Genomic DNA, 22,140 nt, shown 5'->3' on the forward strand with positions numbered 1-22,140 from the left:
CAATATTACATGATTAATGGAGGAGATTATTTATGACATTTAATAACAATGAAAATACACGTGTGTGGTTTATTACAGGTGCAAGCAGTGGACTAGGATACGAATTCACAAAAAAAGCATTGGAGTCAGGAGAGAAGGTTGTTGGTGTTGCTAGAAATATTGAAAAACTGAATGAGTTAAAATGCCAGTTTGAAGGAATGTTACTTCCTTTAAGTCTTGATGTTACTGATAGAAGTGCTGTTTCGACTACAGTGGAAACTGCCATTAAACATTTTGGAAGACTCGATATTGTCATTAACAATGCAGGGAATATGGTAATGGGAATGATTGAAGAATTTAGTGAAGATGAAGTTAGAAGCCAAATGGAAACTAATTTCTTCGGTACAGTATGGGTAAGTCAAGCTGTTATGCCGTACTTGCGGGCACAAGAATCAGGTCATATTATCCAGATATCTAGTATTGGTGGACTGATTAGTGGTCCAATGTCGGGAATCTATAGCGCTAGTAAATTTGCTTTAGAAGGATTTAGCGAGGCTTTAGCACAAGAAGCTGCACATTTTGGTATAAAAGTATCTATCGTAGAACCTGGAGGTTACTGGACGAATCTATACTTAAAAATGAGTTTTACTACACAGAAAAAAGAGTATGATTCATTACGTGAAAAGTTGGCCCAACAATATTCAAACGAATCGGTGGATAGTGATCCTAAGTTAGCCGCCGAAGCTATAATGAAACTGGTTAATAGTGAGAATCCGCCTCTCCGATTAGTTCTGGGAAGCCTTGTATATGATTTAGCTGTTGAAAATGCAGAAAAACGTATATTTACATGGAAAGAGTGGGAATCAGTCAGTCGTTCTTCGGAACATGGGATTCCTGCACCAGAAGGATACCGTTGAATTTGATCTGACCAGCGATAAGGACACTGATCTTGAGGTTACAGACATTAATATCCCTCCTTTTGTGAAGTTGAATGATTTCCAATATGGAGGGGGAATTACCCAACGCTACAAAATCAAAAACACTAAATTAAAAACAAAGAATAAATCCTCAATACGCCTTCTTACAGTTGAATTTCCACAGACATTGCTAATTAAGCTGTACTCATTAATGACACCACCAGAAGGGTTATTACCGTCAAAATTGGGTGTTTGGGAATGGAGACAAACTTTCTATAACAAAATGACTGGGGAGAGTTACTTTTGCTCATGTTTTAAAGATGCCCTCACCAAAGAATATGTAGGTTTAGTAAGGAAACACGCCCATCTTGCGAATGCGTTAGAAAATAATTCCTTTAAAGAATCGATCTGTCACATTTGCACAAAAACGAATTCCGATTTGATGTATTCCCACAATATGTATAGTTCATCCTTCAAAGCAAGATATGGGGCATACATCACTAAGCATTCCATACAGGAAAGTATTAGTGAAAGGGATGCAGAGAACTACATTAGAGAGTTAAAAGGTGTAGCTAGAATAGGTGAAAGATGGGTAAATGAAACATTGTTGTTCAACTACATTAATTTGTTATTCCCTCAATTCACAGTTCAAAGAGAAGCATCACCCACCTGGTTAAATAGACAAAGATTTGATGTGTATATACCTGAGCTAAATTTAGCTATCGAATACCAAGGGCAACAACACTATGTAGCTGTTGATCTATTTGGTGGAGAAGAAGGTTTAAAAAGAACAAAACAAAGAGATAAGGAAAAGCTCCAACTCAGTAAAATTAATGGTGTTGATATTATCTACTTTAGCTACAAAGAGAATTTAACTGAAAAATTAGTACAAAATCGATTGAAGAAGTACCTTAAAGAGTATGAATAACAGGTTCTATATACTCTCAACTAGAAATATATTTACTAGGCCTTTTTATTTGTTTTTTCTGTAGAAAAGAAAATTACAGAACCATCTAAAAGCGTGTCACAACAAAAAAGCGTGTCACAACAAATATATAAATTGTTTAAATACAATCGCTTATTTATTTTTATTGATTGACATGCTATCTGACGTGCTATTGACACGCTTTTTTCCATGTCAGTAAAAGCGAATCCAGAAAAAAAAATGCGTGTCAACATAGCATGTCATTAAATTAAATTCATTTAAGTATATGATATATATATAATTATATTAATAATTTATGACATGCTATTTTTTAGCAAGTCATATATATTTTTTGTTATAAATTAGTAGTTTATGTACTTTATTGACATGCTATTTTATTTTATTTAATCAATTTTTTTATTGACTCTACAATGGTTCATTTCTACTTTTTTTGCTTTCCTAATCTACCCCATTTTTCTATACAAATAGAAAGTATTATTAAGTATATGATTTATATACATATATTATTTCCATAATATGTATCACCCTCGGAATGATGAATCACATTCTTTGGCATGCCTCGATCATGCAATGCTTGCTCCAATGCATCGAGCACCATATCTGTATTCATCCGTGTCGATACTTTCCATCCAACAATTGCTCGTGAGAACACATCAATAATAAATGCAGTATAAACCCAGCCTGAATTTGTTTGAATATACGTAAAGTCACTCACCCACAGTTGGTCAGGATGATCAGCAGTAAAATTACGTTTTACCAAGTCATCCGCTCGTTTTTGATCATCTCGGCTACGGGTGGTTTGTTTGTTCTTACCACGCCAAACACCTTTTATACCTAGCTTTTGCATTAATCGAGCAACAGTACAGCGCGCAATAATATAGCCTTCACGTTTCAGTTTTTGCCAGACTTTACGTACACCATACCGACCTGAACTTTCCTTCCAAATTCGTTTAATCTCCTCAGCATGATGCAAGTCATGTAAATCTCGCTTTGCTCGATGTTCTGGATTTTCACAGAGATCTAGAGTCCGGTAATAGGTTGAAGGTGCGATCGGTAAAATTCTACAAATCGCCTCGACTCCGTACAGCTCTTTATTATTATGGATAAAATCCACCATTATTTGTGTGGGCGGTCGAGCTCCGCCTGGGCGAAAAAAGCGGCTGCTTTACGTAGAATTTCATTGGCGCGTTGCAGGGGTCGTTTGCGGGAGAGGGCGAAATCCTACGCTAAGGCTTTGGCCAACGATATTCTCCGGTAAGATTGATGTGTTCCCAGGGGATAGGAGAAGTCGCTTGATATCTAGTATGACGTCTGTCGCACCTGCTTGATCGCGGCCGCGATAGCTAGATCGCGTTGCTCCTCTTCTCCATCCGCGTTCCAAGCTGCGGAAAGGCACCCATAAGCGTACGCCTGGTCGAGCAGGCGACGCGGATCGACGTCCAGCGCACGAGAGAATGCGTCCGCCATCTGTGCAATGCGTCTAGGATCGAGACAAAGGTCGTCTCTGTCAGCCGGATCGTAGAACATATTGGCGGCGCCAAAGCCCACTTCACCGACCAGACCGACGGGATCTATCACCAGCCAGCCGCGACTGGAGAACATGATGTTTTCATGATGCAGATCGCCATGTAGCCCACGCAGTTCCGAGGCATTGCTCATCATTTGATCGGCTATAATCGCCGCGTGGACGTAGTCAGTTTGACAACCTGCGTTTTGATCATCGCGCGCCCGCTGAAACAAAGCTGCAAAGCGATCCCGGATCGGGAGAAGGGCAGAAGGCAGGGGTTCCTCAGATGCGGCATACAGCTTCGCCATTAGTTCCGCTGCAATTTCGGTCGCCTGGTAGTCGCCGTGCTCGGCAACGATGTGAGAGAGCATTCGCTCCCCGGCATATTCGAGCAACATCAGATTGTTCTCACGACCGAGCAACCGGACTGCTCCCCTCCCATTGCGCCATACCAGATAGTCGGCCCCGCGCAGTTCATCAGCAATGTCTTCTATAGGTTTCAATCCCTTGACGATTGCAGGAGTCCCGTCTGGCAATGAAACTTTCCAAACGAGGCTGGAAAAGGTGTCCGCAATGAGAACAGGTTGCGAAACGTGCCAATGAGCAGGAAAAACAGGCGGCATGAACATCAACCCCAAGTCAGAGGGTCCAATCGCAGATAGAAGGCAAGGCGTTCGCGGTCGGGGGCTTCGATCCCCAATACATTGAATAGGACAGCGAAGGCGCGCTCTGCTTCATCTGGCGCTGCCCAGTTCTCTTCGGCGTTAGCAATCATGAGTGCCAAATCGGCATAGCGATCTGCTGTTCCGAGCCGCCCAAGGTCGATCAGACCCGTGCATTGAAGAGTTTTAGGGTCCACCATGAAGTTCGGCATGCAGGGATCACCATGGCAAACAACCATATCGGTGCGCTCTTGGTCGAGCCGCACCGGTAGCTCTCGTTCGACACGAGCCAAAAGATCGAGCTGCGGCGTACTCTTGTCCTCGTCCGGTAAGAAGTCGGGATTGACGGCATTGCGGGACACCACATCAACGGCGCGTCCGAACATTCGCGACAGCCTGCGCTCAAACGGACATTGATCAACCGATAGGCTGTGAACAGCGCCAAGTTGCTGCCCCATTGACGGCCACGCTTTGAGCAAATCCGCTCCAGACAGATCAGCCGCCGGTACTCCCGGAATTGCCGTTATCACCAAGCATGCACCCTCCTGTTCCTCCTGCCAGTTGATCACCTCGGGGCAAGCCACACCTCGACCTTTGAGCCAAATGAGGCGGTCACGCTCTCCAGCGAGCTCACCGCGGCGGGAAGCAGGTGCGATTTTCGCGAAGGCATGCCCGTCACCACGTCGAAAAACAAAATCACCAGATTCTCCGCCTCTGACAGGCAACCAGTCAGAATGCGATTCACCAAAAAAAATATTAGTTCGATTCAATGGAGGTTCCTTCAGTTTTCTGATGAAGCGCGGAGGTGGCTCAACAGAGGTGGTTCCACTTGTTTGAACAACTAAAAGCGTATTTATAAGTGATATTCCGCTCTAGTTAAGCCACCTTGTTTTGTTGGGGTAGCTGATCATAGTAAAACTCATTTGGTGTCATTTTGTCTAGACTTGAATGAGGTCGTTTCAGATTATAAAACTCAAAATATGCACTCAATTGCTTTTTCGCATCTGTGACACTGCTATAAGCTTTGAGATACACCTCTTCATATTTAACGCTCCGCCATAATCGTTCAACCATCACATTATCTACCCATCGACCTTTACCATCCATACTGATTTGAATGCCATTTGATTTCAATACATCAATAAATGCATCACTGGTGAACTGACTGCCTTGGTCTGTATTCAATATTTCAGGTGATCCATATTTTTCAATCGCTTCATTTAAAGCCGAAATACAAAAATCCACCTCCATACTAATCGATACCCTATGCGCAAGTACCTTGCGGCTATGCCAATCAATCACAGCACATAAATAAACAAAGCCTTTTGCCATAGGGATATACGTTATATCCGTAGACCACACTTGATTACTGCGCTGAATAGCCAATCCTTTGAGCAGATATGGATATTTACGGTGAGCTTGATTAGCCTGGCTTAAATTTGGTTTGCAATATAACGCCTGAATACCCATTTTCTTCATTAAAGTACGTGTATGACGTCGTTAGGTGGTTCCGCTAGGGTATACTGAAAATAAACTTGTCCTGTACCTGATTCCAGTAAAACACTCTCCGAAAATATCGAGACGATTCACGGTTGGTTACAGATAGTTTGGGTGTTATTTTTATCTCTATGCTTGATAGGCTTTATGAGCTTACCACAAATAATTTTTCATTCGGTCAGTCCTCGCTTTCATCCGACCAATTTTGACTCAACTCACTCACCAAACGACTCTCATCGCATTTAAAATCAATATAGTGATAGGTATTGGCAGGCAATAGCCAATCCTGCCCTGTCAGTGGACATTTTTGTTCCATATCTTCTGCCTGTGTCCAATCACGGTAATTCATTAGAAAATAATAGGTGGGTACACCTGTGCTTTGTTCAATGATACGGCACAATTCTCGACCTATTTTGCTATGCTCAGAATTGGGATTTTGCATTTGCTCTAAGGCAAAGGCTTCACTTACTGGTTGAGAACCAAGCCACAAACGATATAACGCTTCAGCCTGACGATACCATGACCACACATTATCATAACAAGGGTGATCAGGTTGGGTATATGGGATTTTATATAGAGGAATGCCTTGTAAGGTTACTCCATCTAGTAAAGGCGAACTCCAGCCCCAACGCAACATGTAAAATTCAGATTGCGTTGGTACGGCATAACGGGGAAGAGGATAGTCATGGTCTTCTCCGATATACAAGGTTTGAATGGGTTTACCTGCTAACTGTTCGATTTTATTGTGCATTTCTTGGGCATAGCTGTTCATATTTTTACGGTCAAGGGCATCCATTTCAGGACACACCACAGTCACGCGAGTAATATCATTTTGGCTAACAGCTAAATGATGGTTACGGGGTAATATTTGTCCGTTGCCTTCTAAATTTCCTAAATAACAAAATACATCATGGTCGTGGCTATCATCATCTTCAGCGATACCTGTATATTGGGGTATGATAATATCAAAGGCGTGCATTTTTATATCTCATGCTTAATTTATATTAAATATATTTGGGGATGTTGCTGTTGAAATTGGTTAAAGTGCTGTCTTGTAGTGTCAATTTAACCTATACCGTCAATGCCGTACACTCTAAATATTAATAATACTTAAACTACTTGATATTATAACTATAATTTTTCTTATCATATTTACCGAAATAAGGAACAGCTACATCCTTATGCACTGTATTATTACTATCAGTATATGTAATTACTATAGAGTCTTCGGTGTCAGAATATTTTATAGGATACTAATGTGGTTCCGTTAATTAGACAACTCAATTCAGTTTTATAAGTGATAAACCCGCTCTAAATATTTAAATTATGCTGCCATTACTTTTAGTAAATGTTGATCATAAAATTCATTCGGTGTTGCCTTATTCAAACTTGAATGAGGACGTATCATGTTATAAAAATCCAAATATTCAGCAATTGATTGTATCGCTTGTTTAACCGTATCGTAAGCCTTCAAATAGACTTCCTCATGCTTCACGCTGCGCCATAAACGCTCAATCATCACATTATCCATCCATCGTCCTTTTCCATCCATACTGATACGGATATTTCGCAATTTTAACTCATTCAAAAATGCCTCGCTTGTGAATTGACTGCCTTGGTCTGTATTAAAGACTTCAGGACAACCATATTTCACAATTGCTTCTTGCAACGCATCTATGCAAAAGTCTGTTTCCATACTGATCGATACACGATGAGCCAGTGCTTTACGACTATAGGCATGGTCTAAAATCCTAGACCCACATCATTTTGATCATAATTGATTTGAGTAAGAAAGAATTATTATGCAATAACTTATCTTTAAAAATTAATGATGAGAAAGAGTTTTTTATAAATTCTTATTTTAAAGACTTTCTAAAATTAACATAATACGCGTTATACGAATCCCAAGGCATGGCTTTTAGTCATGCTTTTTTTATCAAAAGAGTATACCTGAATGATAGCGAGCCAAATCGCATACAATATCTATCATTAGACTTAATGCAATAATTAAATGATAGTATTATCATTAATCTAATAGAATTAAGATTAAATGATAGAAATGAATACACGTATTTATCTACGAGCTTCAACTAAAGATCAAGATGCAGAAAGGGCTTTGCAGATTCTTCAGGATCTAAACCAAAACTTGAATTTGGGTGAAACCATTGTGTACGTGGAAAACTATAGTGGTACGAAGTTAGACCGACCTGAATTGAATAAGCTACTGTCAGAAGCAAATCAAGGTGACACATTGTTAGTTGAAAGTATTGACCGCTTATCACGCCTAACCCAACGAGATTTTCAAGAGCTGAAGCGCAGGATCCAGGAGAAGGGACTTCGTTTAGTCGTAGCAGATCTTCCTACTACCTACCAAATGATTCAAACCAGTGACAGCATTACTCATTCAATCTTGGAACTCATCAACAATATGTTGATTGATCTTCTGGCAACAATGGCCCGCCTAGACAATGAGAAACGTATAGAACGTATTAAGCAGGGCCTGGCACGTTCGGGTTACAAACCAACAGGCAAGAAGGCAAATGAGGCTAAACATAAACGAATAAAAGAATTGCTAGTAGTTGGCAATATGACTAAGGAAGAAATTGCCAAAGCAGTGAATTGTGGAGTTGCAACTGTCTATCGAGTTGCTAAAGTTATCTAAAAGAGGCTTATCTCAACGCGCCCCCAATGGGGCACCGCTGCATTCAGGTTACTTCACATAAGAAATTTTATGTTAAATGATTGTTAGAAATGCCCCTTGATCGAGGCATTTTCTATAAAGAATACTAAAAACTAATTAAAGCCAACCAAGTTTCAAAACAAGGCAGTTCTCAGCAATCATATTTTTAAATTATATAACTCCCAACTGAGCTTTTGCTCCAACGATAAGGCTTTCATTTTGAGTTTCTAAGGCAAATAAACCATACATCAAAGGAGAGGCCGCTGCTCTTTCTAAAGTCTGTTCATATAGTTTATTCCAAACTTTACCCCCTAGTTTTTCATACTCGATGATTAGAGTTTTGAGGCTTTCTTCTCCAAACAAAGTTACATGCCCAGCAAAATCAATCGCTGGGTCATCTATATGGGCTGTTGACCAATCAATAACGCCTGAAACAGCTCCATCCTTTGAAGCTAGTACATGCCCAGCATATAAATCGCCATGTATAAATTGGGTGAAATCTGCCCATAGAACATCATTATCCAACCATTTTCTGTAGCGGGTTTCCAATTGCTCACTTATACCAATTTCAGATTTTACTAACTGCAAATTGTTTGCTATTTCAGGTCTTAAATCTGAAGGTTTCATAATTTTCAAATCATTTTCCCGAACTTCTTTTTCAGGAATACTATGGATTTCAAATAAGGTTTTTGCCAAAGATGTTATGTATTTCGGGCTATCTTTGTCCATATTCCAAATTATTTCATAGGTTTCAGCATCCAAATTTAAAACAGGATTATCTTTAAGTATGGGATAAGCCACTAATTCTGTAGATGAAATTCTCCAATCAGGAACCTCTACAGAAAGATGTTTTTTTACCAATTCTAAAATGCGTTTTTCTTTCTTGATTTGTTCCCTCATGCCATCACGACGAGGAATACGCAGCAACCATTGTTGCCCCTTTGTATCAAGAGCAAAAACGACCTTAAAATCAATGCCCATTTCATTGAAATTCATTTTGTCCGTAAGCAACAAGCCGTGTGCTTCAGCAAGTGATTGAATATCTTGAATTGTCATTTTTAATTTCCTTTAAAGAGTTCAATAATTAATGTTCGGATTAGATTGGCTATCATTAACAATCTCTCTCAAAAGTCTTGATGATTTTGTGGTCTTTGATCTCGTAGATAATGTCAGCAATATTATCGACCAATTGCTTGTCATGAGATACGAAGATAATAGTTCCTGCATAGGACTTCATCATTGTTTCTAATGCGGCAATACTTTTTAGGTCAAGATAGTTTCCTGGTTCATCCATAAGCAAAATATTATATTTTCCTAAAAGCATTTTGGATAAAAGCAGTTTGATGATTTCACCTCCCGATAAGTCGGATAAGTTTTTTTGAATATCATTCGCTCCGATCCCCATTGAAGCCAATACTGCACGAATTTCCGCAACTGTGTACTCGCACTCTTCCTGCATAAAGGAGAGCACAGATTTATGCGTGTTAAATTTATATCCTGTTTGTGTAAAGTAGCCAATTTCAGCTTTTGGAGATATGGTTAATCCATCAGCACGTTCTGATATCATTTTTAACAAGGACGTTTTCCCTGTTCCATTCGATCCAGTTATAGCGACTTTAGCGCCAAGCGGTATTATAAAGTTAGCGTCATCAAAGATAGTACGGCTACCAAATTTTAAGCTCAGACCATCTGCCGTAATCGGGAACTTATTGTGCAGTTCTAGGGCTGAACTTTGACGAAAACGAATAGAACGCAAATGCTCTGGTGCTTGAATATCTTCTAATGCAGCCAAACGCTTTTCCATACTCTTAGCTGCCTGATACAGTTTTCTTTGCTTGGTGCCAGTCATTTTTGCATGCCCAAGTCGTCCAGCACTTTCGGTAGAGTTTTTGGATTTTTCTCCTTTTTTCTTATTGTCTAATCGATTAGCTTGCTGGCGTTTTTCTTGCACAGCAGATTCTAATCGCTCCCGTTCCTTCATCATCAGCTCATATTCTACGGCTTGGTGTTGTCGCTCTTCTTCTTTTTGACGCAAGTAATCCGAGTAACCACCCCAATATTCCGTAATTTTACCGTCTTTTAACTCCCATATCTTGTCTACAACCATATCAAGAAAATATCGGTCATGACTGATAACAAGTAATGCTCCATCAAATGCTTTAAGTTGACCAATAAGTAGATCTATTCCATTGAGATCAAGGTGGCTGGTTGGTTCATCCGCTAGAATGCCATGTACTTGTTGGGAAAATGCGGCAGCAATTTTTGCACGAGTTTCCTCTCCGCCACTCATTGTGTCGTTTTGTACATTGGAAACACCAAGGCGAGATAACATTGCCCGGTCTTCGACCGTTTCTATTTCGATTCCGCCCAGTTGGCTGATATGTGCAAAATCACCAAAACGCTGTAATGTCGCTTCGGCTAAAACAATTTCGCCATTAAGTACTTTGAGTAAACTACTCTTTCCTGCTCCGTTATCACCCACAAGACCAATACGGTCATAAGAGTGAATTTCCAATTCATCAATATCCAAAACATCACGCCCAGCATAATCCAAGCGTATGTTTCTCGCTTTAATAATTAAACTCATTTTTATTTACTCCTGTTTAGCTCTTGAAATTTTTTATGCAGCAAACAGGATTTAGGTGAAAACAAAAGCTAGCATCACAGTGTCCTCCCAAAAAAAAAGCTATTCATCCACAGGGTGGACAAATAGCTAGTCAATTAAGTTATAACTGGAAACTATGCACTAAAAGCATACTTATAAATTAAGCATACTTTTACTTTATATATCCGCATATATTCTTAAAGACACAACAAAAGCCCACCATTATAAAATAGTGTCACTATGCAAATAGTTGTGTCTTAACGAATGCGGATAGAATGCATAAACTTACCTAAAAAATAAAATTCAGTTTTATGATAACTTTACTGTTAAAAGAAGTCTAGACAACCTTGTTTTATGCTTGGATATAAGGCTTATTTTAAAATAATAGTAGTGAAGATTTTCTAAAATTAACATAATACACCTTATACGAAATAAAAATGGGAGCCTTAAGCTCCCATTTTTTAAGTAATTTTTTCAAATAAGGCTTGGGTGAGCATCTAAAATTCGAATCAATGTAGCTGCTGGTCCAGTTGGATAGCGTCGTCCCTGTTCCCAATTTTGCAGGGTACGGGGGCTAATATGTAGACGTGCAGCAAATTCATTTTGGCTCAAGCCAGTTTTTTCACGTACTTCTTTAATATCAGGCAATTCGAGTTCTGTAACTCGGCTTGCTTTAACTTCTTTACGTTTGATAGCTCCAGCTTCTTTGATTGAAGCAACCAAGTCATCAAATAAGTTGTTATCCATGAAATTGCTCCTTCACGAGTTGGTGCAGAATGGCGGTTTCCTTATCTGTTAAATTATCTTTTACTGATTTTGGATAAGCCACTAAGAAAAAGATCTGATCATCCTCGGTGACCCAATAATAAATCACCCGTATCCCACCACTTTTCCCTTTGTTACCTTGAGCACAACGTACTTTGCGAATACCACCGCCATTCTTGATTAGGTCACCTCTATCAGGCTGTACCAAAAGATCTTGCTGAAGTTGACGATATTCCTCATCAGATACAAGGTCTTTAATTTGCTTGGTAAAAATACTGGTTTCAATGAATAGCATAGGTTTAAGTACGTCAATGGCGTATAAGAATTTTAGCAGTTTTAGAGCGAAAAAACGAGAGCTATAGGCTCACGTTTCGCATAATCAGTATTATGTTAATTTTAGAAATATTAAATTACTAACATATCCGTACCAAATTTATAAAATTAAGAATTTATAGACTCTGTTTGCATTTTTCTAAAAAACTCTTCTTTATATCTTTTCTGAATTTCACTTGATGCATATTTAGCAAATGCGAAATTAATGCCTCCACCCAAAATACCACCAACAACAGGAATAAATTTTGCTGCCTGTTTAGTTGTCATTTTGGGTGCTAATTTTGATGCAACAATCATGATCAGTTTAAGTACTGGGTTTGATTTTGCCCCAGATTTTCCTGCAATTTGAGCAGCTCTATTCATCATAGCTTGCACACCAGCAACAGCTGCTTTATCAAACCCCAATGAAAATAAATAAATTTCTCTAGCTAGTTCTGCATCATGTGGATTATTTGGATCAAAGCCATTCAAATATGCAACTCGTTGATTCAACCTATACAATTGCGCTGCCATATTTACAATATCCACGCTCCCAATAGTTACCATTGTTACTGCACCACCAACGCCAGAGGCCAGTCCAGTTACTGCATTATTTCTTGCTGCATAGTTACCATAAGAACCAGAAATATCTTCAATTCTTCGATAATTTTTACAAATAATTTCTGTTGTAAAGTCTTCTATTTTTGAAATAGGTAACCCTTTAGACTGCGCATCTTTAACAATGTCATTAGGGTCTACTGAAATAACTTCAGAAATTTTATTTAAGAGCTTTGTAGGTAATTGAGTAGTACTATCGAAATCCATGTTTTTAAGACTTATTAAATTAATTATTAATATCATAAATTAAACATTAGATTTTTATCAGGTTATAAAAAATATTTATTCATAATTTGACAATAATTTTTAGAGGCTCCCCCCATTTAACATAATGGCTGTTATACGAAATTAATGTGTTAGAACCCATTTAAAGTGTCTATATTCTCACCAATAAAAATGTCTAGTTTATGATGGTTTTCACCATCATGGACTGGATATAAATATAGATGCTGATCACTATGTCTGATAAAGAAATTCAACGTCTTGCAGTTCTGCAAGACGTTAGAGATCATCGTATTACCCAGGTCCGTGCTGCTGAAATCCTGAATCTTTCCACCCGTCAAATTACCCGGTTATTGCAGAAACTCAATCAAGATGGTGTCTCAGGTATGGCACATGCCAGTCGTGGTCAACCTGGCCATCGTCGCCATGATGACTTGTTAAAATCAAAGTGCCTTTCCATTATTGCTGAACATTTGCTGGGCTTTGGACCCACCTTGGCGCATGAGAAGCTCAGCAGCATGTTTGGTCTGCATATCCCTGTAGAAACGGTTCGTCGCTGGATGACTGCAAATGACCTGTGGATTCCTCGATCCAAGCGTCTGAAACGTCCGTATCAGCCTAGATATAACCGTGATTGCTTCGGTGAGCTGATCCAGATCGATGGCTCATATCATGACTGGTTTGAAGGCCGAGCTTCCAAATGCTGCTTGCTGGTTTATATCGATGACGCCACTGGAAAGCTGTTGCATCTGCGCTTTTGTGAGGCTGAAACGACCTTTGATTATATGCTTTCAACCCGAGCCTACATTGAGCAATACGGCAAGCCTTTAGCGTTTTATAGCGATAAACACTCGGTATTCCGAGTGAATCAGAAATCGAGCCAAGATAGCCAGATCACGCAATTTGGGCGGATTCTGAATGAGTTAAATATTGATATTATCTTCGCCAACTCACCCCAGGCTAAAGGCCGTGTGGAACGTGCCAATAGAACACTCCAGGATCGCCTGATCAAGGAAATGCGCCTAGAAGGTATCTGTTCAATTGCCGAGGCAAATGCCTGGCTGCCCTGCTTTATTGAGCATTTCAATCAGAAGTTTGCCAAGTGTGCGCGAAACTCAAAGAATTTACATCGGCCATTAACCGAATCTCATCTTGAACTGGATGATATTTTTACCTGGCAGGAACCGCGTAAGGTCACCAAGAATCTGACCCTGACCTATGACAAATGTATTTATCTGCTTGAACCGATAGAGCTGAATCATAAGCTTGTTGGGCAATATATTTCATTTCTGGAGTACCCGGATGGGACTGTGGCCCTCATGCACGAGGGACGAAAGCTCAACTACAGCATTTTCAATAAATTAGCTGGGCTACAGCAGAATGAGATCGTTGAGAATAAACGGTTAGGTACAGTTCTGGCACATATTCAGCAACAGCATGAAGAGTTGGAAAAACAGAATAAACGTTCCCGTCTCAAGAAAAGTATGCCGAGTCGTAAAGCTCAGAAAGCTGTTATTGAACAAAGAAAGTTAAATCCTGTGCTTGACTCTTGTGGTTAAAAACAGGACATTTTAAATGGTTTATCGCATAGACATTTTAATTGGTGAATAACATAATGGATGTCCGTATAGACTACTTGCATATTGTATTCGATCGAATACAATATAGTGAGAAGATAAGGAATTCTCATGATTGAAATTAAACGTCTGCCAGAATTTGATGAATGGTTAGATGGCATTAAAGACAATATGACCCGTATTCGTCTGAATCGTAGATTAGATAAGGTTCAACGTGGAAATTGGGGAGACATTAAGCCTCTCCAAGATGGCGTTTGGGAAATGAGAGAGTTCTTCGGTGCTGGATGGAGAATGTATTACATCCAGCATGGTGACGTAGTGATTGTAATGCTTGGTGGAGGAGATAAATCGACTCAACAACAAGACATCGATCGTGCAGTCAAATTATCGAAAACATTGGAGGATTAAAATGGTTAAAGTCGCTGATTTACCAAGTTTTGATATGGCTGAGTCACTCAAAACTGAAGAAGACATTGTGATGTATCTCAATATGGTTCTTGAAGATAATGATCCAGCTGAATTAGCCCATGCACTTGGTGTTATTGCTAAAGCTCGTGGCATGACTCAAATTGCTAAAGAAGCAGGGATTGGGCGAGAGGCACTCTACAAAGCCCTACGTCATGATTCAGCACCACGTTTTGATACGATTAATCGTGTAGTAAATGCGTTAGGCTTAAAACTCACTGTACAACACGCCTAAAACTTTAAAAAATATAGTAAAAATGGGAGCTAAAGGCTCCCATTTTTAGATTCGTATAAGGTGTATTATGTTAATTGTAGCAAAACTCAATAATCATAGCCTTCCTGATAACCCTCATGCTCACTAAGGTCATTAATTACACTATCGTATACACCTGAGTAGTTCATAAGATCTCCATTATCATCATGTTCATAGTTTTCAGAACCTTCATAATCCGATCCAGAATGATTAGATATAAATCCTCTGTTAGCCCCTGTTAATGATTGTGTGAGTGGTTTTCTGGGAGGGGGATTATTAGGTTCTGTTTGATTTTCGTATGGCTCATCATCATCGTATGGAATATCAGAGGATTCTTCTTTCTGATATCTATTCAAAGCATCATCAGAACGCCATACATAGATTTTGTCTTCATTTTCATATTTCTTGTTCATGACACTATTCCTTAAGAATATTTGTTTTTACGACTATCAAAGTCGTAGGCAGTAATTAAAGACTCATATTCACTAACAACAACGATTCCGCCTTTATCCAAGAGCTTAGCCATCACAGCTAATTCACGTAGCATTTCTTCTCGATGACGAAGGATCAATTTTCTATTCACGATCACCTTATCTCCATCGATTTCACCATGCTCTAAAGCATAGTTAACCATTGCTTTGGTAATTCCTCGTTGAGAAGTTCTCTTCATGAAATGGTTCGTTTTAATCATTTTATTTCTGCCTATTGCCTGTATGTTTTTCATCCTATAGCACACACAAAAACTTGTAAATACTTTTTGTAATTTTTTTAATTACAAAAAGTATTTACATTTGTATCTACACTTATATTTAATGTGCTATAATTTATTCAATTTCAAAAACTGATAGATAAAACAAATGGTTGAAAAATTAGATTTAGAAGAGTTGGCCTATAGACATCGAGCTAAAAGGGAAATGTCTATCGATGGGCTGAGTGCTTTTGTCGAACTAGGTTTGAATACTCGTATCAATCTTGAGCCTAATGCAATGAAAGGGCTGTCAATTAAACTTTCCGAAGATCAGAATATGATTCTTGAATCAGTTGCAAATGCTATAGGCAAAAGCAAGAGTAAAGTTCTTCAAGAAATAGTTAGCTCTTATATAGAATCAGCTTATCTTTCATATCTGAAAGGCCTTTATCAGATTGGTGATTTAAATCAAGAAAATACTGATATTGATGCAGTACAGGACCATTTAATTAAGATAAAAAATAAACTCAAAGATTCAGGAAATGAGTATTTCCATATCTTCATGCTGGCAAAAATGGGCTTCATAGACCGAGCTACGGATTTAGCAGATGAAATACTGAATCAACAAAAGAAGGGGCAAGCTAATGAGTAATTATTTTGAAGAACTAGGTCTCCTTCATGCCACAGAGCTAGATGCAAAGTCTGTAAAAACTCTCGCAATGTCATTTAAGTTACCTGAGCCAGATCTCATGAAATTGGATGTTTTTTGTGAAGATATGGGAATCAATCGAAGTAAATTTATCCATATGTTATTAGATGATCAAAAGGCCTTTGATGCTCTAAAAACATACATGCTGGCAAGTCAAAAAAATATAGACGACTTAGCTTTACCTGACAGTATTAGAGGGAAATTCGAGACTTATTTACAGCTGGAAGATCCAAGCTCTGACTGCTGATTTAACATAATGGTTGTTATACGCAATAAAAAAACCTGGGCACCAACCCAGGTCTAAAATTTAAAAAACAGATAAATATCAGTGCAATAAACTCATTTTTCTAATTTCGCATAACGTGTATTATGTTAATTTCAGTAAATTTAAATACTTACCTTATAATTTAACTGTAGTTCATCCGCATTTTCCCCTCTAATGCCCCAGTTTTCTTTAGGAGTTTCAAATATAGTTATCTCAACATCATTTGAATCAATACCGCATAGATTGTTTATATTTTCGCTCTGTACACGACAAAAATAGATAACTCATTGAAATAATGTCATAATAATTGTTTTCTAACGACGAATACTATGACACATCTCAATGAGTTATATCTTATCTTAAACAAATATCTAAAATGGAACAAGTCACATTTAAAGTGCTTTGCGCTCATCATGCTTGTGATTATTTTAAAGCAAACATGTAATCTTTCTTCTGCATCTAAAGCCTTGCCCATCAAGTGCTTACCACAATCATTTTATCGACGTATGCAGCGCTTCTTTGCAGGTCAGTATTTTGATTATCGTCAAATTTCTCAGTTGATTTTCAATATGTTTTCATTCGACCAAGTGCAACTGACTTTAGATAGAACCAATTGGAAATGGGGAAAACGAAATATTAATATCCTGATGCTCGCAATCGTTTATCGTGGAATAGCGATACCTATCCTTTGGACATTGCTTAATAAACGTGGAAATTCAGATACGAAAGAGCGTATTGCTTTGATTCAACGCTTTATAGCCATTTTTGGTAAAGACCGTATTGTGAATGTGTTCGCAGACAGAGAGTTTATCGGTGAGCAGTGGTTTACATGGTTAATTGAACAAGACATCAACTTCTGCATTCGTGTTAAAAAAACTTCATTGTCACCAATCATTTAGGAAAGAATCATAAAATTAGTGATTTATTTCGCCATCTTAAAGTTGGTCAAATTGAATGTCGTAAACGACGGATTTTGGTTGGTCGGGTGAAACTATATATAAGTGCACTACAGTTAGAAAATGGAGAGCTTTTACTCGTCGTTTCTCCTCAGTTTAATGCCAATGCTATTCAGGATTATGCATTACGCTGGGAAATTGAAACCTTATTCAGTTGTCTCAAAGGACGCGGGTTTAATCTTGAAAATACGCGCTTGACAGACCCTAGACGAGTGAAAAAATTGATTGCGGTGTTAGCTATAAGCTTCTGTTGGTGTTACTTAACGGGTGAATGGCAACATGATCAAAAAAAAGTGATAAAAATAAAGAAGCATGGACGACTCTCAATGAGTTTATTTCGCTATGGTTTAGACTATGTTCAAATGGCGATTCAGCGTTTAATTGGTTTTGGGAAAAAAGAAGAGTTTAAGGAAATTTTGGCAATTTTAAGAAGGCAGAACCCTGATAGGATAAGGGTTCTGTGAAATTTGTCGTGTACAGAGTTCTGTTTTATAGATTCATTAGTTTTTGGAAAGAAAAGTCGAGGCTGAACATTTCCGTTTCGTTTATTATTGATTCTGCCTGTGCTTCTCTTCCATAAGCAAACATTTGCTGTTCATAATTTTCAATAGCCTCTTCAATGCTGTTAAATTTCCCATTGGTCAGATTATCCGACAATATCAAGGCATCCATCAACCCACTGTTTACGCCTTGTCCTGCAAAAGGAGGCATCAAATGAGCAGCATCTCCAATCATCGTTATGGGTAATGGACGCTTACTTTTCCAAGACTTATCTAAGGGAAATATTCGTGTCGCTAACCCTACAAAAGATGATGTCAAACGAATCAGTTCTTTGTAGCGTTCGTCCCAATCGGAAAATTTTTTCAGGAGAAAATCAACGACACTATTTCTGTCTTGAAAATCTACCCGCGTTTTGCTTTTCCATTCATCAGGTGTTTTAAAACTTATTCCAAAATGCAATGCACCATTATTATTAGGATTCGCAAATAATAAATTACCTTGATGAGCAGCCATTAGCCGGTTTCCATTGCATAGCTGAAAAAATCCAGGACAGTTCACCTCTGGTTGATGAATATCGGCTTGTATATTGAAAGTACCTGTTTCTTCAACTTCCGTGTCGGTAACAAATTTTCTTACTTTAGACATTCCACCATTGGCAATAATAACCAGATCTGCTGTTTCACTCGGTTTATTCTCAAAAGTTAGTGTCCACTTCTTCTTACCAGGTTCAAGCATAACAAGTTTTCTATCCCAAATAACCGTGTCGTTTTCTAAACTATTCAACAAGATAGCCCTTAAGTCATTTCTGTTTATTTCAGGATTGTCAAATCGATTTTCGGGCTTTACATTTTTTGTGGATAAAATATTGCCTTTTTCATCAGCAATATTTACACCCATTGGTAAGGCTAAGTCATAATAAGTTTGTAACAATCCCGCTTTTTTCATTGCTTCCTGACCTGAACCTTTGTGTAGGTCAAGGGTTCCACCAAAAATTCTTGCCTCTCGGTCGTTGTCTCTTTCGTAAACTGAAACGTCTATGCCGTTTTGCTGTAATAATTTTGCCATAGTCAGTCCAACGGGTCCACCACCAATTATTGCAACGTTCTTATCACTAAGTAAATTCATTTGTTTTTCTTTATTGCTCATTTATATGTTTTTCAATTCCGTCAATTATTGTTGTCCAATCTTCAAAGTGCAATTCGTGTCCTGTTCCTTCAAGAGTAATTAATTTCGTATTTTGTATTTTCTCAATTAATACACCAGCGTTTTTATAGTGCCAAATTTTGTCATCTGTTCCGTGAATTATCAAGGTTGGTTGATTTACTTCATTTAGTCTATTCCAATATTCTTCACTACCTTGCAATGTAGCGTGATTGAACATACTTATATAATTGTTTGCTCTATTGAACTCAGCTCTTATCAGTTTTTCACTTCTTTGTTTGTCAAATTGTTTCTTGCCGCACATTAATTCTGCACCCTGAATTAAATAGTTTACCACACTGTCTTCATTTGACCAATCGACTGTGCCTGCTTTACCATGGAAATCTAAAATACGTGTGTCCATCTCAGGAATAGTTGGGTCCGAGTCTCCCCAAGGGCCTGTAGACATAAGTGTTAATGAGCTAACTCTATCGGCAAACTTTATAGCTGCTATTTGTGTAATTAGCCCACCTAATGACATACCCACAAAATGTGCTTTGTCTATTTCATAGCCGTCCAAAATTGCAATGGCATCATTTGTTAAGTCAACAATGTCGTATGGTGCTGAACCTGGTTCATAATTAGTGGATTTTCCTACATCTCTGTTGTCGTAACGAATAACAAAAAATCCTTTTTCAGATAGTTTCTGGCAAAATTCAGCATCCCAATACAACATGGATACCGTTGCTCCCGCAATCAAGAGTATTGCCGGATCTTTTTCACATCCAAAACTTTCGGTAAAAAGTCTTATTCCGTTTTTTTTAACTATTTTCTCTTTCATTTCCTCGCCTTTCTGTTTTCTCTGTACACGACAAAAATAGATAACTCATTGAAATAATGTCATAATAATTGTTTTCTAACGACGAATACTATGACACATCTCAATGAGTTATATCTTATCTTAAACAAATATCTAAAATGGAACAAGTCACATTTAAAGTGCTTTGCGCTCATCATGCTTGTGATTATTTTAAAGCAAACATGTAATCTTTCTTCTGCATCTAAAGCCTTGCCCATCAAGTGCTTACCACAATCATTTTATCGACGTATGCAGCGCTTCTTTGCAGGTCAGTATTTTGATTATCGTCAAATTTCTCAGTTGATTTTCAATATGTTTTCATTCGACCAAGTGCAACTGACTTTAGATAGAACCAATTGGAAATGGGGAAAACGAAATATTAATATCCTGATGCTCGCAATCGTTTATCGTGGAATAGCGATACCTATCCTTTGGACATTGCTTAATAAACGTGGAAATTCAGATACGAAAGAGCGTATTGCTTTGATTCAACGCTTTATAGCCATTTTTGGTAAAGACCGTATTGTGAATGTGTTCGCAGACAGAGAGTTTATCGGTGAGCAGTGGTTTACATGGTTAATTGAACAAGACATCAACTTCTGCATTCGTGTTAAAAAAACTTCATTGTCACCAATCATTTAGGAAAGAATCATAAAATTAGTGATTTATTTCGCCATCTTAAAGTTGGTCAAATTGAATGTCGTAAACGACGGATTTTGGTTGGTCGGGTGAAACTATATATAAGTGCACTACAGTTAGAAAATGGAGAGCTTTTACTCGTCGTTTCTCCTCAGTTTAATGCCAATGCTATTCAGGATTATGCATTACGCTGGGAAATTGAAACCTTATTCAGTTGTCTCAAAGGACGCGGGTTTAATCTTGAAAATACGCGCTTGACAGACCCTAGACGAGTGAAAAAATTGATTGCGGTGTTAGCTATAAGCTTCTGTTGGTGTTACTTAACGGGTGAATGGCAACATGATCAAAAAAAAGTGATAAAAATAAAGAAGCATGGACGACTCTCAATGAGTTTATTTCGCTATGGTTTAGACTATGTTCAAATGGCGATTCAGCGTTTAATTGGTTTTGGGAAAAAAGAAGAGTTTAAGGAAATTTTGGCAATTTTAAGAAGGCAGAACCCTGATAGGATAGTAAGCGTCCGCTGAACACACCTTATGAATTCATCCTATAAGCCTTAATTTAGTCCCCACTTAAAAACAAGTGGGGACTTAAATTTATGACTACAAATAATCAGACATCCATCGCATCTCTTGCGAAAAAACGAAGAACATACAGTGCTGAATTTAAACAGCAGATCGTTCAGGCTTGTAAAGCACCAGACGTTTCAATTGCTTCAGTCGCTTTGCAACATGGATTGAATACAAATCTTGTATCCAAATGGATTCGCTTAATTGATGCTAAGCTAGGGAGTAATCGCTCACCACTACCGAATAAACCTGCATTTATTGCCTTATCTTGCTCTGCACCATTAGATCCTACTCCTACTGACATGTTAACGGTTCAAATTACCTTACCCCACTCAAAAGCAGAAATTGGCTTGAAATGGCAAGTATCAGAAATATCTGCTTTAGCAGAATTACTCAAGGCACTTGCAACATGATCCGCATTGATGAAATCTGGTTGTCTACTCAGCCCATGGACATGCGTGCAGGAATGGATACTGCCATGGCTCAGGTGGTGAGAGCCTTTGGCTACATCAAACCGCATTGTGCTTACCTGTTCTGTAATAAACGTGGCCATCGCATGAAAGTGCTGGTACATGATGGACTGGGCATCTGGCTGTGTGCCCGGCGGCTGGAACAGGGAAAATTCCACTGGGCTAAAGTTCACCAGGGTGAAAATGTAGCTCTCAGTCCAGAACAGTTACAGGCACTCATTCAGGGTTTGCCCTGGCAGCGCATTGGACGACAGCAAGTGGTCACAATGCTCTAAACTAGGCTGCTACATTCTACTATTCTCCAAACGTTCTATTTCCTCTGCGTCATGACCTCAGGCA

24 protein-coding genes, 4 pseudogenes and 1 other annotated feature are annotated in these 22,140 nt (G+C 38.5%); of the genes and pseudogenes, 12 read left to right on the plus strand and 16 right to left on the minus strand.

The window, feature by feature from the left end; genetic code table 11:
- Positions 1-32 precede the first annotated feature (32 nt).
- Both O4M77_RS14740 and O4M77_RS14745 read left to right on the plus strand, forming a co-directional pair.
- Entirely contained in the window at positions 33-896 is an 864-nt protein-coding gene (locus tag O4M77_RS14740; protein WP_154320204.1) for an SDR family oxidoreductase, read from the plus strand.
- Entirely contained in the window at positions 805-1,824 is a 1,020-nt protein-coding gene (locus O4M77_RS14745; protein WP_171501091.1) for a hypothetical protein, read from the plus strand. Before O4M77_RS14740 ends, O4M77_RS14745 begins: the two co-directional genes overlap by 92 nt.
- A gap of 529 nt (positions 1,825-2,353) precedes the next feature.
- Here O4M77_RS14745 and O4M77_RS14750 read toward each other — a convergent pair.
- The 6 genes and pseudogenes from O4M77_RS14750 to O4M77_RS14775 form a co-directional block, all read right to left on the minus strand.
- Positions 2,354-3,042, minus strand: a pseudogene (locus O4M77_RS14750) (IS3 family transposase); the annotation flags it as partial.
- Positions 2,885-3,001, minus strand: a sequence feature (AL1L pseudoknot). It overlaps the preceding pseudogene by 117 nt.
- A gap of 99 nt (positions 3,043-3,141) precedes the next feature.
- A complete protein-coding gene (locus O4M77_RS14755) occupies positions 3,142-3,978 on the minus strand; it encodes an aminoglycoside O-phosphotransferase APH(6)-Id (protein ID WP_000480968.1) in 837 nt (278 codons plus the stop codon).
- Positions 3,978-4,781: an aminoglycoside O-phosphotransferase APH(3'')-Ib gene (gene aph(3'')-Ib / locus O4M77_RS14760; protein WP_001082319.1), complete on the minus strand. Its 804-nt coding sequence runs from the start codon at positions 4,779-4,781 to the stop codon at positions 3,978-3,980. The genes O4M77_RS14755 and aph(3'')-Ib overlap by 1 nt, the downstream gene beginning before the upstream one ends.
- Positions 4,782-4,887: 106 nt before the next feature.
- Positions 4,888-5,511 (minus strand): annotated as a pseudogene (locus tag O4M77_RS14765) (IS3-like element ISAba14 family transposase); the annotation flags it as partial.
- Positions 5,512-5,686: 175 nt separating this feature from the next.
- A complete protein-coding gene (locus O4M77_RS14770; RefSeq protein ID WP_114237944.1) occupies positions 5,687-6,487 on the minus strand; it encodes a DUF2310 family Zn-ribbon-containing protein in 801 nt (266 codons plus the stop codon).
- Positions 6,488-6,832: 345 nt separating this feature from the next.
- A pseudogene (locus O4M77_RS14775) lies at positions 6,833-7,243 on the minus strand (transposase); the annotation flags it as partial.
- Between the two features lie 315 nt (positions 7,244-7,558).
- On the opposite strand from O4M77_RS14775, the gene O4M77_RS14780 reads away from it, so the two are divergent.
- Entirely contained in the window at positions 7,559-8,170 is a 612-nt protein-coding gene (locus O4M77_RS14780) for a recombinase family protein (protein ID WP_015060246.1), read from the plus strand.
- A 189-nt stretch (positions 8,171-8,359) separates the two neighbouring features.
- On the opposite strand, the gene O4M77_RS14785 is transcribed toward O4M77_RS14780, so the two are convergent.
- From O4M77_RS14785 to O4M77_RS14805, 5 genes are all read right to left on the minus strand, one after another.
- Positions 8,360-9,244 carry an Mph(E) family macrolide 2'-phosphotransferase gene (locus O4M77_RS14785; protein WP_000155092.1) on the minus strand — a complete coding sequence of 295 codons (885 nt, stop codon included), beginning with the start codon at positions 9,242-9,244 and terminating at the stop codon, positions 8,360-8,362.
- A 55-nt stretch (positions 9,245-9,299) separates the two neighbouring features.
- Entirely contained in the window at positions 9,300-10,775 is a 1,476-nt protein-coding gene (gene msr(E) / locus O4M77_RS14790) for an ABC-F type ribosomal protection protein Msr(E) (protein WP_000052512.1), read from the minus strand.
- Positions 10,776-11,267: 492 nt separating this feature from the next.
- Positions 11,268-11,540: a NadS family protein gene (gene nadS / locus O4M77_RS14795; protein WP_000369781.1), complete on the minus strand. Its 273-nt coding sequence runs from the start codon at positions 11,538-11,540 to the stop codon at positions 11,268-11,270.
- On the minus strand, positions 11,533-11,853 hold the full coding sequence (locus O4M77_RS14800) for a type II toxin-antitoxin system RelE/ParE family toxin (RefSeq protein WP_000897307.1): 321 nt from the start codon (positions 11,851-11,853) through the stop codon (positions 11,533-11,535). The genes nadS and O4M77_RS14800 overlap by 8 nt, the downstream gene beginning before the upstream one ends.
- Positions 11,854-11,999: 146 nt before the next feature.
- Complete coding sequence (locus O4M77_RS14805) at positions 12,000-12,731, minus strand: EcsC family protein (RefSeq protein WP_166138371.1); 732 nt, start codon at positions 12,729-12,731, stop codon at positions 12,000-12,002.
- A 203-nt stretch (positions 12,732-12,934) separates the two neighbouring features.
- Between O4M77_RS14805 and O4M77_RS14810 the strand changes: the two genes are divergently transcribed.
- From O4M77_RS14810 to O4M77_RS14820, 3 genes are all read left to right on the plus strand, one after another.
- On the plus strand, positions 12,935-14,269 hold the full coding sequence (locus O4M77_RS14810) for an ISNCY-like element ISAba32 family transposase (protein ID WP_004668300.1): 1,335 nt from the start codon (positions 12,935-12,937) through the stop codon (positions 14,267-14,269).
- A gap of 129 nt (positions 14,270-14,398) precedes the next feature.
- Positions 14,399-14,695 (plus strand): type II toxin-antitoxin system RelE/ParE family toxin, encoded by a 297-nt coding sequence (locus tag O4M77_RS14815; RefSeq protein ID WP_005175534.1) that lies wholly within the window; start codon positions 14,399-14,401, stop codon positions 14,693-14,695.
- 1 nt (position 14,696) lies between these two features.
- Positions 14,697-14,987, plus strand: a complete 291-nt coding sequence (locus O4M77_RS14820; protein WP_060875721.1) for an addiction module antidote protein — start codon at positions 14,697-14,699, stop codon at positions 14,985-14,987.
- Between the two features lie 86 nt (positions 14,988-15,073).
- Here the strand turns inward: O4M77_RS14820 and O4M77_RS14825 are convergent, their stop codons facing one another.
- On the minus strand, positions 15,074-15,418 hold the full coding sequence (locus tag O4M77_RS14825) for a hypothetical protein (RefSeq protein ID WP_004282115.1): 345 nt from the start codon (positions 15,416-15,418) through the stop codon (positions 15,074-15,076).
- 11 nt (positions 15,419-15,429) lie between these two features.
- Positions 15,430-15,729, minus strand: a complete 300-nt coding sequence (locus tag O4M77_RS14830; protein ID WP_227607580.1) for a DUF4258 domain-containing protein — start codon at positions 15,727-15,729, stop codon at positions 15,430-15,432.
- A gap of 133 nt (positions 15,730-15,862) precedes the next feature.
- On the opposite strand from O4M77_RS14830, the gene O4M77_RS14835 reads away from it, so the two are divergent.
- Both O4M77_RS14835 and O4M77_RS14840 read left to right on the plus strand, forming a co-directional pair.
- Complete coding sequence (locus O4M77_RS14835) at positions 15,863-16,345, plus strand: hypothetical protein (protein ID WP_166138373.1); 483 nt, start codon at positions 15,863-15,865, stop codon at positions 16,343-16,345.
- Positions 16,338-16,649, plus strand: a complete 312-nt coding sequence (locus tag O4M77_RS14840) for a hypothetical protein (RefSeq protein ID WP_004282111.1) — start codon at positions 16,338-16,340, stop codon at positions 16,647-16,649. Before O4M77_RS14835 ends, O4M77_RS14840 begins: the two co-directional genes overlap by 8 nt.
- Before the next feature lie 140 nt (positions 16,650-16,789).
- Here O4M77_RS14840 and O4M77_RS14845 read toward each other — a convergent pair.
- Positions 16,790-16,891, minus strand: a pseudogene (locus O4M77_RS14845) (tautomerase family protein); the annotation flags it as partial.
- A gap of 105 nt (positions 16,892-16,996) precedes the next feature.
- On the opposite strand from O4M77_RS14845, the gene O4M77_RS14850 reads away from it, so the two are divergent.
- A protein-coding gene (locus O4M77_RS14850; protein ID WP_088631513.1) for an IS4-like element ISAba1 family transposase occupies positions 16,997-18,087 on the plus strand; the annotation gives its coding sequence in 2 pieces (ribosomal slippage) (positions 16,997-17,537 and positions 17,537-18,087; 1,092 coding nt in all).
- A 25-nt stretch (positions 18,088-18,112) separates the two neighbouring features.
- On the opposite strand, the gene tet(X) is transcribed toward O4M77_RS14850, so the two are convergent.
- Together tet(X) and estT are read right to left on the minus strand one after the other, a co-directional pair.
- Complete coding sequence (gene tet(X) / locus O4M77_RS14855; RefSeq protein WP_323714119.1) at positions 18,113-19,270, minus strand: tetracycline-inactivating monooxygenase Tet(X); 1,158 nt, start codon at positions 19,268-19,270, stop codon at positions 18,113-18,115.
- Entirely contained in the window at positions 19,260-20,105 is an 846-nt protein-coding gene (gene estT, locus O4M77_RS14860; RefSeq protein ID WP_323714120.1) for a macrolide hydrolase EstT, read from the minus strand. The genes tet(X) and estT overlap by 11 nt, the downstream gene beginning before the upstream one ends.
- A gap of 90 nt (positions 20,106-20,195) precedes the next feature.
- Here estT and O4M77_RS14865 point away from each other — a divergent pair.
- From O4M77_RS14865 to tnpB, 3 genes are all read left to right on the plus strand, one after another.
- Positions 20,196-21,289 (plus strand): IS4-like element ISAba1 family transposase gene (locus tag O4M77_RS14865; protein WP_323714121.1). Its coding sequence is split into 2 segments (ribosomal slippage): positions 20,196-20,736 and positions 20,736-21,289, totalling 1,095 coding nucleotides; the frame shifts between segments, so codons are not numbered across the junction.
- Positions 21,290-21,360: 71 nt separating this feature from the next.
- The gene (gene tnpA / locus O4M77_RS14870) at positions 21,361-21,744 is read left to right on the plus strand and encodes an IS66-like element accessory protein TnpA (protein WP_180025687.1); all 384 of its coding nucleotides are present in this window, start codon (positions 21,361-21,363) and stop codon (positions 21,742-21,744) included.
- A complete protein-coding gene (tnpB, locus tag O4M77_RS14875) occupies positions 21,741-22,076 on the plus strand; it encodes an IS66 family insertion sequence element accessory protein TnpB (protein ID WP_043974827.1) in 336 nt (111 codons plus the stop codon). The genes tnpA and tnpB overlap by 4 nt, the downstream gene beginning before the upstream one ends.
- The last annotated feature ends 64 nt before the right edge of the window (positions 22,077-22,140 follow it).

It is taken from the genome of Acinetobacter sp. YWS30-1 (assembly GCF_033558715.1).
GTDB lineage: Bacteria > Pseudomonadota > Gammaproteobacteria > Pseudomonadales > Moraxellaceae > Acinetobacter.